This is a genomic window from Pleomorphovibrio marinus (genome assembly GCF_003347495.1).
Classification (GTDB): Bacteria; Bacteroidota; Bacteroidia; order Cytophagales; family Cyclobacteriaceae; genus Pleomorphovibrio; species Pleomorphovibrio marinus.
The window spans coordinates 1-14,376 of the sequence record NZ_QCXY01000016.1; the positions used below are offsets into that span (position 1 = coordinate 1).

At 45.3% G+C, this 14,376-nt stretch carries 9 protein-coding genes; 6 read left to right on the plus strand and 3 right to left on the minus strand.

Annotated elements, in window-relative coordinates:
- Positions 1–215: 215 nt before the first annotated feature.
- Positions 216–1,436, minus strand: coding sequence for a DSD1 family PLP-dependent enzyme (locus DB520_RS25145; protein WP_114752552.1), 1,221 nt, complete (start codon positions 1,434–1,436; stop codon positions 216–218).
- A 38-nt stretch (positions 1,437–1,474) separates the two neighbouring features.
- On the opposite strand from DB520_RS25145, the gene DB520_RS25150 reads away from it, so the two are divergent.
- The 6 genes from DB520_RS25150 to DB520_RS25175 all read left to right on the plus strand — a co-directional run bounded on the left by DB520_RS25150 (position 1,475) and on the right by DB520_RS25175 (position 10,630).
- The gene (locus DB520_RS25150) at positions 1,475–1,654 is read left to right on the plus strand and encodes a hypothetical protein (RefSeq protein ID WP_114752553.1); all 180 of its coding nucleotides are present in this window, start codon (positions 1,475–1,477) and stop codon (positions 1,652–1,654) included.
- A gap of 435 nt (positions 1,655–2,089) precedes the next feature.
- Positions 2,090–5,236 (plus strand): SusC/RagA family TonB-linked outer membrane protein, encoded by a 3,147-nt coding sequence (locus DB520_RS25155; protein ID WP_114752554.1) that lies wholly within the window; start codon positions 2,090–2,092, stop codon positions 5,234–5,236.
- A gap of 28 nt (positions 5,237–5,264) precedes the next feature.
- Positions 5,265–6,797 (plus strand): SusD/RagB family nutrient-binding outer membrane lipoprotein, encoded by a 1,533-nt coding sequence (locus DB520_RS25160; RefSeq protein WP_114752555.1) that lies wholly within the window; start codon positions 5,265–5,267, stop codon positions 6,795–6,797.
- A gap of 136 nt (positions 6,798–6,933) precedes the next feature.
- On the plus strand, positions 6,934–8,067 hold the full coding sequence (locus tag DB520_RS25165; protein ID WP_114752556.1) for a M14 family zinc carboxypeptidase: 1,134 nt from the start codon (positions 6,934–6,936) through the stop codon (positions 8,065–8,067).
- Positions 8,068–8,109: 42 nt separating this feature from the next.
- On the plus strand, positions 8,110–9,996 hold the full coding sequence (locus DB520_RS25170) for a sulfatase-like hydrolase/transferase (RefSeq protein WP_114752557.1): 1,887 nt from the start codon (positions 8,110–8,112) through the stop codon (positions 9,994–9,996).
- Positions 9,974–10,630, plus strand: a complete 657-nt coding sequence (locus tag DB520_RS25175) for a YdeI/OmpD-associated family protein (RefSeq protein ID WP_232835148.1) — start codon at positions 9,974–9,976, stop codon at positions 10,628–10,630. The genes DB520_RS25170 and DB520_RS25175 overlap by 23 nt, the downstream gene beginning before the upstream one ends.
- 464 nt (positions 10,631–11,094) lie before the next feature.
- Here the strand turns inward: DB520_RS25175 and DB520_RS25180 are convergent, their stop codons facing one another.
- Both DB520_RS25180 and DB520_RS25185 read right to left on the minus strand, forming a co-directional pair.
- Entirely contained in the window at positions 11,095–11,502 is a 408-nt protein-coding gene (locus tag DB520_RS25180) for a GxxExxY protein (RefSeq protein ID WP_232835149.1), read from the minus strand.
- A gap of 622 nt (positions 11,503–12,124) precedes the next feature.
- On the minus strand, positions 12,125–13,999 hold the full coding sequence (locus DB520_RS25185) for a gamma-glutamyltransferase family protein (protein WP_114752591.1): 1,875 nt from the start codon (positions 13,997–13,999) through the stop codon (positions 12,125–12,127).
- Positions 14,000–14,376: the final 377 nt, after the last annotated feature.

The window sequence follows — 14,376 nt, forward strand, 5'->3', positions numbered from 1 at the left end:
CTGTAGTGCCCTCTGTGTGTTCTTTGTGCCCTTCGTGACAAAAACCTTCCGAAGCCTGTCCACTATCTTCATCTCCAAGCCTCAGTCTCTCCGTCACCTCGTCTCTCCGTCACTTCTTCTCTCCGTCCCTCAGTACCTAGACATGTGCTTAGTGATAAAAACCTTTCGGAGTGAAAACATATTAGCAAAACGGATGAGCTATTTCAGCTACCAAATTACTGAGACATCCCCCTGGCCAACACGGGAATGACCTTTTCCACCTTGTCATTCCTAATCCCATAAATGCGGTCATAGAGGTTCACCACAGGATCGCAGTGAGGCACTATCATTTCCAGCACATCCCCAACCTTGTAGGAGCCATTGGATTCGGTAAAGGTTACGGTTCCATATTCATCTGACCCTGCGTTGTAGTTGAAATTCGGTTCCCCGATCACCCTGGCGGCAGGTTTGTTGAGGGTTACCGCCTTGGCCCCTCCGTCTGTGATCAAGCGATCGGGGTGGTTGGTGTTGATGACAGTGCTAAGGATGGTAAGACTGGGGGCAAAATCGTCAAAAAGTTCCTCATTACCCACTCCTCCTATATCCATATACTGGCAATCCATGAATAGGTAACTTCCCGCTTGCACATCCGTAAATCCCGGGATATCACCCATCATGTCGTAGGTTCCTGTGCCCCCGCCGCTGAATATCTCCAGGTTTAGGCCTGATCGCTTCATCAATTCATGGGTTTCAATTATGGGAGTCATTCTCTCTAGGTTCCTTTGTCTCCTTGTCTGGTAACCGTGTACATGTTGCACTCCTCCATCGTATGCCAATATTCCCCTGAAATTGAGGTTGGGCGCCTGGTCCACAAACTGAGCGAGTTTGAGGGCTGGCTCTCCCGGTATTGCCCCTGAACGTTTGATCACGTCCAAATCGACTACCACATCTGCAGTTATTCCCGCAGCCTTGGCGGCTTCCTGGAGGTCCTTTGCATTTTCCATGTTGTCCACAGCTTGGATAAAACCGGGATGTTTTTTCCGGAGTTGTATGGCCTTTTTGATTTTGTTTGGGGTTACGTTCACCCCGGTCATCAGGACCTGGTCCACTCCGTTCTCCAACATTACTTCTACTTCGGAAAGTTTGGCAGCACATACCCCTATGGCTCCTGCCTGCATCTGCATCTTGGCCAAGTCGGGGCATTTGTGGGTTTTCACGTGAGGTCTCACCGCCACTCCCGTGTTTTTTAGTTTTTCCTGTACTTGGCTCAGGTTTCTTTCCAGTTTATCCAGGTCCAAGCATAGGGCAGGGGTGTCCAGTTCATATTTGGGCAACCCTATTTCACGTTCCCCCATAAATTCTTCTTGTTTCGCCTGTAGGGTATTTGGTAGCCAAAGGGCTCCACCTGCCAGAGAGGCTGTCTTTATAAACCCCCTTCTGTTCAAATGCTTGATCATGGTGTTGTTTTTGGTGACTGCTTAAAATTAAACAAATATTGGAAATAAAGGAAAGAACCATGGCCAAAGAGATTTTTATTCCCAAACATGGTAAGAACAAGTGGAGCATTGGCTTTAGGGATCAAGTAATACCTGTTCCTAAAGAAGGTCAGGTATTGATTGCCCAAGTAGTTTTTGGGATCAACTTCGCAGATGTGATGGCACGGCAAGGGCTATAAAAGCAGGAGCCTAAGCCCCCTATTGTGCCGGGATACGAGGTGGCGGGAAGGATAGTGGAGGAGGGAAGCCCCAAGGGTGAGCCATTGGAAAAAGTAAAGGGGTATTAAAAAAATAATATTCCGTTAAAACAGAGGATCAATGTGTATTGAACACATAAAGACAAGTTCCTTCCGTGCAATTATTCTAACAAACCATTAATTTAACAAAAAATTAATAGTTAATAAGGGGAGTTTAGTTAAAAATTTTTACTACCTAATTTTTTAACATCAAAAATTTTATAATACATTTAAGCTGTTAACGGTAAAATAGGTATGGTTTAAGTTTAACAATGGCTCTTTTAAAAAAGGGTATTTTCAGAAGTAAGATTAAATGACCATATCTTTTACTAAAAGCATGTGTTTCAATCAATTATTAATTACCTAAATCCTATCAACATGAAAAAACCTTTATGGATTATGATGGCTTTGGTGGGGCTAATTTTCTTTAACCAAGAAGGAATGGCCCAAACAAGGACATTGACCGGGACAGTATTGGATGTCAACGATGGCATGCCTATTCCGGGAGTGACAGTATTTGAAAAGGGTACCAATAGGGGTATTTCCACCGATATTGATGGAACCTTTTCCATTGAAGCGGACAACAACACCGTCTTGGTGTTTTCATTTATCGGGTACCATACTCAGGAAATTGAGGTGGGAAACCAGAGTACCCTGGAAGTATTGATGTCAGAGGATGTCTCAGACATGCAGGAAGTTGTGGTTACTGCGCTAGGTATAGAAAAGGAGCGAAGGTCTCTTGCCTATTCTATTAGCGAGGTGAAAGGAGACGACCTGATAGAGGCCAGGGAAATAAACCTGGGTGACCAGTTGCAGGGCAGGATAGCCGGCGTGAACGTGAGCAATATTGGCTCTGGCGTGGCCGGGTCCAGTAGGGTTGTCATTAGGGGAAATACTTCCCTTACCGGCAACAATCAGCCACTTTACGTAATTGACGGTGTACCCATGGACAACAGCCAACTGGGGTCCGCCGGTATGTGGGGAGGAGTAGATTGGGGCGATGGCCTTAGTTCACTGAACCCGGATGATATAGAAAGTTTAAGTGTATTGAAGGGGAACACCGCTGCTGCTCTTTATGGGTCTAGAGCTTCCAACGGTGTAGTCTTGATTACCACCAAGAAAGGGACTAAAAGACAAGGTATTGGCGTGGAGGTCAACTCCCAATATACGGCAGAAAGGATCTTCAACCTTTTTGATTTTCAGCAGGAGTATGGCCATGGAAGCGCGGGAATGGTTCCCACTAATCCCGGTCAGGGCCGTGAATTTGGAGGTATCTCTTGGGGGGGGAGACTGGATGGTTCGCCTGTGTATCAATTTGACGGTGAACAAAGGCCATATGAATATGCAGGAGACAATTTTGAGCGTTTTTACCGTACAGGCTCTACCCTGACAAATACAGTGGCCCTTACAGGAGGCAGTGATAAGCAGACCTTTAGGTTTTCCATGTCTGACTTGAGGAATGCGTCCATTACACCTAATTCCGGAATGAACAGACAAACGGCTACCTTATCCACTACTGCGAATTATGTGGAGAAACTTACCGTAAGCGCTAAAATCCAATACACAAGGGAAGACGTTACCAACAGGGCCAGGTTATCGGATTCACCTGGAAATTCAAATGCCACCTTAGCCGTATTGCCCCCGAATATAAACGTGGACAACCTCAGAGGTGACCCCAATAAGTTTGGAGCCAGGCCTGATGGCAGGGAGTTGCAATACAATGACAACACCTTTTCTCAAAACCCATGGTGGGCCGCTTACCAATTTGAAAACTCCAACGTAAGGGACAGGATCATAGGTTCTGGGTTGGCCCGATATGATGTGAATGACTGGTTATATGCCCAAGCAAGAGTAGGTATGGACTGGTATACCAGCAGAAGAAGAAGCTTGGAACCTTTTGGTACCGCCTACCGTCAATTGGGGGCCTTAAACGAGGAGCAGATCCGAGTAAGGGAAGTCAACATGGAATACATCATTGGCGCCAACAAAGAGTTCGGAGATTTTGGCATCAACGCCTTCTTTGGTGGGAACATGATGGAAAGAAGCTATGAAAACCTTGGTGGTAGGGCAGAGAATTTCAACGTTCCCTTTTTGCATACCTTACAAAACGGGGCAAACCAGTCCTTGATTTTTGATTTTAACGAAGAAGGGATCAACTCCCTATTTGGTTCTACCGAATTTTCCTATAGGAACTTCCTGTTTTTGAACGTGACGGCAAGAAACGATTGGTTTTCTACCTTGCCGGTGAATTCAAACAGTATCCTGTACCCTAGTGTTGGAGGTAGTTTTGTTTTCTCCGATGCCTTCATCCTACCTTCCTGGATCTCTTTTGGTAAGGTAAGAGGTTCCTGGGCTGAGGTAGGAGGTGGAGCACCTCCCTATCAGTTGGAGTTGAACTATGGGCTGGTAGGACAAGGTCACCTTGGTGCGGCCTTAGCCAGGATCAACCAGACCAGCGTTCCCAATAACATGCTGCAACCCCTTACTGCTGGGGAGTTCGAAGTTGGTTTTGATATCCGGTTTATGGAGGACAGGTTTGGAATCGACTATGCCTATTACAAGAGAACAACTAGGAACGATATTATCCAGACCACCATTCCCCAAACTTCCGGCTATGGTCAGGCCACTGTGAATGTGGGAGAAGTTTCCAATATGGGCCATGAGGTTTTGTTGACAGCAAACCTGATTGAATCCCCAAATTTCACTTGGAGCTCCAACCTGAACATGTCCTACAATATCAATGACGTGGAATCTCTTTTTGAAGATTCAAGAGTACTTTCTGTAGATGAGGCAAGGACAGGTGGTGCCTTTATCCAACATAGGATTCCTTACACAGATCCTGGCACAGGGATGTTTATGCCTGGTGGATACAGCGTGATCATGGGTAGGAAACACCAAAGGGTAGATGGTCAAAAGGTGTATGACGAAAATGGATTGCCGCTTTTCACGGATGACTTGCACTACCTGGGTTCTGGGATTTCCCCATGGGCAGGTGGATGGAACAACAACTTCAGGATTGGGAGCATAAGCCTAGGGATGTTGATCGACTACAAATTCGGGGGATCAATTTACTCCGGAACCAACGCCAGGGCCTATGCCACAGGTAACCATAAGAACACCCTAGAAGGCAGGGAAGAAGGAGTGACTGTAACCGGCGTGGACGAAAACGGTGAGGCCGGGGAATGGTTTATTTCCCCAAACGACCCCTCCAATCAAGGTATAACCACTGTGCAGGATTATTACAGCAGGTATGCAGAAATCACTGAAAATTTCGTCTATGATTCTGACTTTATCAAACTAAGGCAGATCAGCATTGGGTATAATATCCCTACCAGGTTGCTGGACAGAACACCAATTACAGGAATGAACGTCTCCCTGATCGCCAGGAACCTATTCATTTTGCACAGCAAAGTGGATAACATAGACCCTGAATCCACCTTCAATTCCCTAAACGGACAAGGGATTGAATATTATGGTGTTCCTCAAACCAGAAGTTATGGTTTTAACATCAGCATGAAGTTTTAAGTCATATCTGGAATAAAACAGTCAACAAATGAAACTACATATAAAATTGATCGCATGGGCATCTGCTTGTCTTATGACATTGAATGCCTGCGACACCGAAAAATTGGCCGAACTAAATATAGATCCTAATGTGGCCAACGAAATTGACCCCGCCTTTGTGATTTCCTATACCCAATTGCAGATTTCCGGGGAAGAATTCGAAAATTGGAGGACGGTTTTGATATACCAATCCACCATGATCCAGCACTTGGCAGCTCTGGCCACCTATTGGTCGGGAGACAAGTACTTGTTTAACCAAGAGTATTCTGCGGCATTGTGGGACAGGGCTTATACCGGTTATGTAAAGGACCTGGTGAACGTAATTGAGATTACCGACCCCAGTGTAGAAGGCCAGGAAACCTTGGCAAACTTCAATGCCATGGCCAGGGTGCTTCGGGTATATTCCTTTTCAAGAATGACCGATGTGTACGGTGACCTTCCTTATTTTGATGCTGGAAGAGGGTTTTTTGACAGGAATTTCTTTCCCCCTTATGACCCCCAAGAACTAATCTATAAGGACATGTTGGCTGAATTGGAAATTGCCTCAGGCATGTTTGATGATGCTAGCCCAAACCCGGGCAACCAGGACCTGTTTTATGGCGGCAACCTGGATCAATGGAGGAAATTCACCCATTCCCTTATGCTCCGTTTAGGGATGAGGATGAGTGAGGTAGAACCTGCCACTGCTCAAGAATGGGTAGTGAAGGCCTTGAACGGGGGAGTGTTTGAAAGTAATGCAGACGTAACCTACATCCTTCATACTGATGGTCCTGAAGGAATAAACAGGAATGGTATAGGTGAGGTTTTTAACTATGACGGCACTAATTTCACCAATGATGATCAGGGTCTGCTTAGCCAAACCTTTGTGAATTGGATGTTGGAACATGATGATCCCAGGCTTTCTAGGTTAAGTTGGGTGAGAAACGGTGGGGAGCCAAGGGGCTTACCCAACGGGTTTAACACCAATACCATCCAGGAGGTGGATCCTGAATTTACCAGCATTGCCCGTAGGGATGATTACAGCAGGGTAAACCCCTTGTTCGTGTTGCGGGACGCACCCATGGTGTTTCATACCTTTGCGGAGACCGAATTTTTAAAGGCCGAGGCCATTGAAAGAGGTTGGCATAATGGGGATGCTGCTGCACATTACGAATCAGGTGTAAGGGCCGCGATGAAGATGTATGCCATCTGGCATTCCAGCCTGGAGGTGAGCGACGCGGAAATTGATGAATACTTGGCCAATAACCCTTACAACCCCTCCGAATGGGACAAGGTATTGGCAGAACAATACTGGGCGGTTACTTTCTTGAATGAATATGAAGCCTACGCCAACTGGAGAAGGACAGGTTACCCGGAATTGGTCCCCAATAACTACCCTGGGAATCAGTCTAACGGGAACATTCCTAGAAGGCTCAGGTATCCGGTATCTGAGGCCGCCAACAACCCGGATGGCTATGCCGAAGCTATAAGCCGACAGGGTCCGGATCAGTTTATGACCCGCATGTGGTGGGACGTGGAATAGGATAATTATTCCATTTGATTAAAAGGGGGGCACCAGGTGCCCCCCTTTTTTTTATGGGGATTGATTTCAAGGGGCTTACTTTTGATCATTTTCATTTATTTTTTTAATATATTGCCAATTACCCAAAATACTATCTATGAAAGTTGCTTTAACCTTATCAATAGTGCTCTTTTTTGGAGTTTCCCAATACCTTATTGCCCAGGTAATTCCCGAAAAAGGAGATCCTCCTCCCCCGGAAAACATTCCTGCATATTATAAAAGCACGCTTGAGGAAATTAGCGAACAAGTAAAATCCGTGAAAAAAGGAACCGTTGCACATATTGCCACCTCAGCAGGGGGCAGGCCGGTATATGCTGTGTATTACGGGGAAAAGGACGATTTTCAAAGCCAGGCCAATTACAACTCTGCTGTGGCTGCCAGAAACCCTGCCTTTTTCGCAAAGAAAAGCACAGCTACCAAGCCCGTGGTGTTTTTGCTCGGCCCGGTACACGGGCAGGAAGTGGAGGGCATGGCGGGATTGTTAAACTTGTTGCAAATCGCCGAAACCGGAAAGGACCATAGGGGAAGGGATTTCACCGACTTACAGGAACTAATGAGCAAATTCAGGTTAATAATCGTACCCCTTGCCAATCCTGACGGCAGGGCAAGAAACCCTTATGATTCTTATGTGGGACTTCCTGTAGAAGTCATGACCAAATACGGGCAAGGCACCAAACAGGACGGAACCCTTTGGCGTTGGCCACATGCCAAATCCCTGCATCCCATGCGTGGAAATGTCGGTATTTTGGGGGCTTATTTCAATGATGACGGCATCAATATGATGCATGACGACTTCTTTGATCCTATGGCAAAAGAAACCAAAGCCATTATGGATTTGGCAAAGGAAGAGGTGCCGGATATCACGGTTTCCCTACATTCCTGTGAATGCATGCCCTTCGTGATCCAAAACGCCCATGTGCCCCGCTTTATGAAAGACAGAATCGCTGACTTTGCACAGCAGTTAAATGAGAGCTTTATCAGGGAGAACCTGCCTCACCGGAAGGGGGATTATTCCCTAGCAAGGGGACAGGATGACCCGGATACTCCTAAGGCTGCTTTTAACTTGGTTAGTGCTTTACACCATGCCAGCGGCACCATGTCCTTTACCTTTGAAAGCCCTCATGGCACCCTTGATGATGGAGCCACCCACGAGGAAATATTGGATATCCAACTTACGCTATACCGATCTATCCTTGAATATGCATTGGAAAACAGATTAGTATGGGATTGATATCCACTAAAACCCCTATTAACATCCAAATTAACACCTAAAATGAAAGATGTAACCAGAACTCTTATTGCCATTTTTATAGTTTGCCTCTTTATTGCCTGCGAAAGTGAAAAGGAGGACCTACCGCCACCCAATATTTTGTGGCTCACCAGTGAGGACAACAGCCCCTTTGCCGGTTGCTATGGGGATGAGTTTGCCACTACCCCGAATATGGATGCCTTGGCTGCCAGGGGTTTCCTATATACCCACGCATACGCCAATGTACCGGTATGTGCACCTGCCAGAAACACCATATTGACCGGAATCTATGCCACCTCCGGAGGACACCAACATATGAGGAGTTATTACGACAAATCAGAAGAAGTGGGTTTCTACCCTACCTATTTACGGGAGGCCGGGTATTATTGCACCAACAACGTAAAGGAAGATTATAACTTCAATCCAGATCAGAACGAGGACATATGGGATGAGTCCAGTAACACAGCTCATTACAAGAATCGGGCAGAGGGTCAGCCCTTCTTTGCCGTGTTTAACAACACCACCTCTCATGAAAGCTCCATACATACCCGAATTCCAGAGGAGGATTTAAGACATAAGCCCGAAAACGTAACCCTGCCCCCTTACCATCCAGACACTCCCGATATGCGCCATGATTGGGCCCAATATTACGACAAGGTGGAGGATATGGATTCTTGGATCGGTGAAAAGCTGAAGGAGTTGGAAGAGAGCGGAGAGGCTGAAAACACCATTGTTTTCTACTATGGAGACCATGGTGGGGTACTGGCCAGAAGCAAAAGGTACGTCTATGAAACGGGTACCAGGGTGCCGTTCATTGTATATGTCCCGGAGAAATACAAGCACCTCTACCCGGAAGATAAACCAGGCACTGCAGTGGACAGGTTGGTGAGCTTTGTGGATTTGGCCCCTACATTATTGAGTTTAGTCGGCATGGAAATTCCGGCCTACATGCAGGGGAAGGCCTTTTTGGGGGAGCAAAAGACAGAAGATCCAGAGTATGCCTACATGTTTAGGGGGCGTATGGACGAGAGATATGACATGAGCAGGTCCATCAGGGACCACAAGTACAGGTACATAAAGAACTATATGCCTTATCGGGTCTATGGTCAATTCCTCGAATACCTATGGCGTGCACCATCGATCCAATCCTGGGAGGCAGCCTATGAGGCTGGGGAATGCAATGAGGTACAATCCAGGTTCTGGGAACCCAAGCCTCCGGTGGAATTGTACGACACGGAGAACGACCCCTGGGAGGTCAACAACCTGGCCAATGACCCTGCCTATAGGGAGGTGCTTCAAAGGATGGAAAGTGCCACCAAAGATTGGGTGATGGAAATAAAGGACACCGGATACATCCCAGAGGCCATGTTGGCCGACAGGTCAGAAGGTACCACTGCTTATGACTATATGAGGAGTTCAGGGCTAGACCTTGAGGCCATAGTGGAAGCGGCTAATCTGGCTTCTAATCCCCTTCCGGAGGATTTAGGTGCCTTAGAGGAAATGCTGAAATCCGAGGACCCGGCTATTCGTTACTGGGGAGCTACAGGGCTTTTGATTTTGGGAGAAGATGCCAGGCCGGCACTTTCTTCCCTGCACGCTTCCGCAAAAGACCAATCCTCCAATGTGGCCGTAGTAGCTGCGGAGGCCCTGTACAAACTGGGAAATAAAAACGAAGCTAAAACTGCATTTTTCCAGGTGTTACAATCGGCAAATTCCTTTGCCAGAACGCATGCCCTTAATGCGATAGACAGTATGGAAGAGGAGGGTCAGGACACCAGAGGAGAGGTGCTGGCCATGATTGGAAGGGTAGGGGAGTTTAACCGGCAACATTATGACCTTAGAGCGGCAAAAGGTTTGTTAACAAAATGGGGCATAGACCCCTCTGATCATGGTTATGATATGGACTGGTAAAATGATGAATCCAAATGTGGACAAATACCTGGTAGATGGCTGTATGCGCTGCAAGTATGGCGGTACACCCCAATGCAAAGTTTTGAATTGGACAGAGGAGTTGGAGACCCTCCGGCAGATCGTTTTGGAAACAGGGTTGACTGAAGAAATCAAATGGGGAGTTCCTGTGTACACCAATAAAGGCAAAAATATAGTGACGGTCAATGCACTGAAAGGTTCAGCCAATATCGGTTTTTATAAAGGAGCGATCATGAAGGACAGCCATAACATCCTGGAGCAACAGGGCACTATACAGTCCGCCAGAATCATAAGATTTACAGATACGGAGAGAATCAAAAAAATCAAAGAGGTCCTGAAATCCTACGTTTTGGAGGCAATAGCCATTGAGGAAAAGGGCAAGAAGGTGCCAACCGTAAAGAACCCTGAACCTATTCCGGATGAGTTACTTCAGGCATTTGAAGATGATCCCAGCTTTAAAATGGCATTTGAATCATTGACTCCCGGGCGGCAGCGTGGCTACATCATCCATTTTTCCCAACCTAAACAAGCTTCAACTAGGAAGGGAAGGATTGAAAAACACAAAGGGCAGATATTGGATGGTGTGGGACTGCATGATAAATATAAAAAGCCTTAACTACCCTTCACTTCTTCATGGTTACTAATTTTGAACCAATAAGGAGTTAAGGGACATTAAGAAGAACCTTAACTACCCTTCACTTCTTCATGGTTACTAATTTTAAACCATTAAGGGGTTAAGGAACATTAAGAAGAACCTTAACTACCCTTCACTTCTTCATGGTTTTTTATTTTGAACCATTAAGGAGTTAAGGAACATTAAGAAGGTCCTTAACTATCCTTCACTTCTTCATGGTTACTTATTTTAAACCATTAAGGAGTTAAGGTACATTAAGAAGGGCCTTACCTATCCTTCACTTCTTCATGGTTACTTATTTTGAACCATTAAGGAGTTAAGATGCATTAAGAAGAACCTTAACTACCCTTCACTTCTTCATGGTTACTTATTTTAAACCATTAAGGAATTAAGGGACATTAATAAATGCTTGCCTACATACTCATCATTTATATAATGGGATGTTCTCAATCTGGCAATTGCTTAAAATGGTCGTTTACGAAAGGTTTCATTGATTTACTAATATTGTCTGTATAAAAATTGATCAGCAAGCCTTGTGGTTTTTGCAGCAATTTCATATACGTAATCAATTGGGCTTCATGAACGGGTAAAACATATTCAATGGCTTTTAGTTCTACAACTACACAATCATTAACCAATAAGTCAAGTCTTAATTCTGTGTCAAAAACAATACCTTTGTAAACTACTGGAACGATTACTTGCCTCAATACCGTGAATCCATCAGGAATTAATTCATACTCTAGACATTTCTGATAAACGCTTTCAAGCAGACCTGGGCCTAATAATTGGTGAACCCTTATTGCACAACCAGTTATTTTGTAGGATAAGTCGGTGACTTCTTTTTTAGTCATCATAGATATATAAATTTAAAAGTTATATGTTTCTCATGACTTTGACATGAAATAATCAAAGAGTAGTGAAAATAAAAAAAACTTATCTACCCTTCGCTTCTTCATGGTTATTTGTTTTAAACCATTAAGGAGTTAAGGGGCATTAAGAAGAATCTTACCTACCCTTCGCTTCTTCATGGTTACTTATTTTGAACCATTAAGGAGTTAAGATGCATTAAGAAATGCCTTACCTATTCTTCACTTCTTCATGGTTACTTATTTTGAACCATTAAGGAGTTAAGATGCATTAAGAAATGCCTTACCTATTCTTCACTTCTTCATGGTTACTTATTTTAAACCATTAAGGAGTTAAGGAACATTAAGAAGAACCTTAACTACCCTTCACTTCTTCATGGTTACTTATTTTGAACCATTAAGGAGTTAAGATGCATTAAGAAATGCCTTACCTATTCTTCACTTCTTCATGGTTACTTATTTTAAACCATTAAGGAGTTAAGATGCATTAAGAAATGCCTTACCTACCCTTCACTTCTTCATGGTTACTTATTTTGAACCATTAAGGAGTGCAAGAAGTGTAAATTCTTCCCCGGCAGCGTAAATGCCAAAATCTATAGATGACACCCAACTACCACCCAATACCATAATCCTCCCCATGATTGGAACTGCCACCCCACATGGTGCCCTGCTTTCGGTCAAAGTAGATCGCATTGATGGGGCCAGAAGTGCGTTCCCTGAAACTAAGGGAATACCCCTTGTTTCTTAACTCTTTCCTCATCCAAGACGGCGTTTCACTTTGTAGGGTCATGGCCCCGGGCTTAACCTCATGGTTGCCAAACGCCGCCTGCATCTGATAGCTGTTGATATTAGGTGCCTCTACGGCCTCCTGAACATTCATGTCAAATTCCACCACATTAAGAAAAAACTGTAGGAGGTTTTGATCTTGGGTATCCCCCCCTTGTACGGCAAAGGCCAAAAAGGGCTTACCTTCCTTTAAGGCCAAGGAAGGAGTTAGCGTTACTCTGGGTCGTTTACCGGGTTCCACTACATTGAAAGGATTGACCATGGGGTCGGTGACGAAACTTTGCATGCGTTGGCTAAGGCCTACACCTGTGTTTCCTGCTATCACCGCTGGAATCCATCCACCACTTGGGGTCACCGAGACTACCCAGCCCTCCTCGTCTGCGGCCTCTATGGAGGTGGTACCTGCAGTGAAATCCTGAAGGAAACTGTCACTCACATCCTCATCCATGTCTTCATTGTACTTCAGGTAATTTTTGCTGTAATCCTTCAGTTTGTCCTTGAAGGGGTTCTCCTCTCCCTGAAAGGGGTAGGGGTCACCGGGATTCGCCCAGGGGTCGTTCTTTTCTCCGATCAGCTTGGCCCTTTCCTTTGCATATTCCTTGGAAAGAAGGCCTTCCATGGGGCTTTTTGGGGGAAATGCAGGGTCCCCATAATAAAAATCCCGATCCGCAAAAGCCAAATTCATGGCCTGGTATAGGGTATGGATATAATTGGTGCTATTAAAACCCATCCCTTTCAAGTCAAAGTTTTCGAGGATATTAAGAGATTGAAGTAGGGCAGGCCCCTGGGTCCACTCTTGCAGCTTATAAACATCAATCCCCTTATAATTGACGTGAAGGGGTTCCTCTATTTTTACTTGCCAGTTGCCCATGTCCTCCATGGTGATCAGCCCACCTTGTTCTTGGGTGCTTCTTACGATTTCCTCGGCGATGTCCCCTTTGTAAAAGCGGTCGTAGGCATCCTGCAGTGCCTCTTCTCTGGATTTCCCGGCACTCAGAGCCTCTTCTTCCACATCCACCAGTTTCTGAAGGGTGTTGAGCAAGTCGTGCTGTTCAAAAACCTCCCCGGCATGGGGTGCTTCCCTCTCTTCGCCTAGGTGGGGCAAAAACACCTTTTTGGAATAAGGCCAATCTTTGATTTTGTCCTTGTCTCCTTCAATGGAGTTAGCTGTTTGCGATTCTATGGGGTACCCATTTGCCATTTCCATGGCTGGAGCTAACACCTCTTTCAGGCTTAGGGTACCGTATTCCTTGAGCATGACGATCAGTCCTCCAGGTGTGCCTGGAGTCGTAGCTGCCAATGCGCCAAAGCTCGGCGGATATTTAAGGCCTTTTTCCTGGAAAAGCTCGGCCGTTGCTCCCGTGGGAGCTATTCCCAAAGCATTAATAGCGATTACCTCTCCGCTGTGTGGGTTGTAAATAAGTGCCTGGGTCTCTCCGCCCCAGCTCAACACGTCCCACATGGTGCAAGTGGCGGCCAACATGGCGCAAGCAGCATCTACTGCATTCCCTCCTTTTTGAAAGGTCATGGCCCCTGCGGTAGCGGCAAGGGGTTTTCCGGTAATCGCAAGCCAGTGTTTGGCATGCAGAACGGGCTTTTGAGTGGACTGTCCCCAAAGCAGAAGTGGTGCCGCCGTGAAAAAGACTAGTATAAGGAGTGATTTATAAAGGGAATGGCGTAATTTTGGAGGGTTAGGCATGGTATTCATTAGTTTCATTAGTGGAATAGTGGAGCTAAAATTTATAGATTTTATTTTTATGGATGAAGTATTTCTTTATTTAATGGCTATTTTTTATATTTTCGCAGGTTTTATGCATTTTGTGAAACCAAAAATGTATATTGCCATCATCCCGCCGTACATCCCATTTCCTAGAATGGTAAATAGGTTGGTTGGGTTTGCGGAGATCATACTTGGCCTGGGATTGTTTATAGAAGGTTTGCGTAGTATTTCTGCCTTTGGTATCATTGTCTTGTTAATTGCGGTATTTCCTGCTAATCTTTATATGTACCAAAAAGCAAACAATAGATTTCGCAAATGGTTGTTTTTTCTTAGGTTGCCTTTACAATTGGTTTTGA

Excerpts from the sequence above, each read along its gene's own strand:
- DB520_RS25160 (WP_114752555.1), top strand. The coding sequence starts at position 5,265 with ATGAAACTACATATAAAATTGATCGCATGGGCATCTGCTTGTCTTATG.
- DB520_RS25155 (WP_114752554.1), top strand. The coding sequence starts at position 2,090 with ATGAAAAAACCTTTATGGATTATGATGGCTTTGGTGGGGCTAATTTTC.
- DB520_RS25165 (WP_114752556.1), top strand. The coding sequence starts at position 6,934 with ATGAAAGTTGCTTTAACCTTATCAATAGTGCTCTTTTTTGGAGTTTCC.
- DB520_RS25175 (WP_232835148.1), top strand. The coding sequence starts at position 9,974 with ATGGTTATGATATGGACTGGTAAAATGATGAATCCAAATGTGGACAAA.
- DB520_RS25185 (WP_114752591.1), bottom strand. The coding sequence starts at position 13,999 with ATGCCTAACCCTCCAAAATTACGCCATTCCCTTTATAAATCACTCCTT.
- DB520_RS25170 (WP_114752557.1), top strand. The coding sequence starts at position 8,110 with ATGAAAGATGTAACCAGAACTCTTATTGCCATTTTTATAGTTTGCCTC.
- DB520_RS25145 (WP_114752552.1), bottom strand. The coding sequence starts at position 1,436 with ATGATCAAGCATTTGAACAGAAGGGGGTTTATAAAGACAGCCTCTCTG.
- DB520_RS25180 (WP_232835149.1), bottom strand. The coding sequence starts at position 11,502 with ATGATGACTAAAAAAGAAGTCACCGACTTATCCTACAAAATAACTGGT.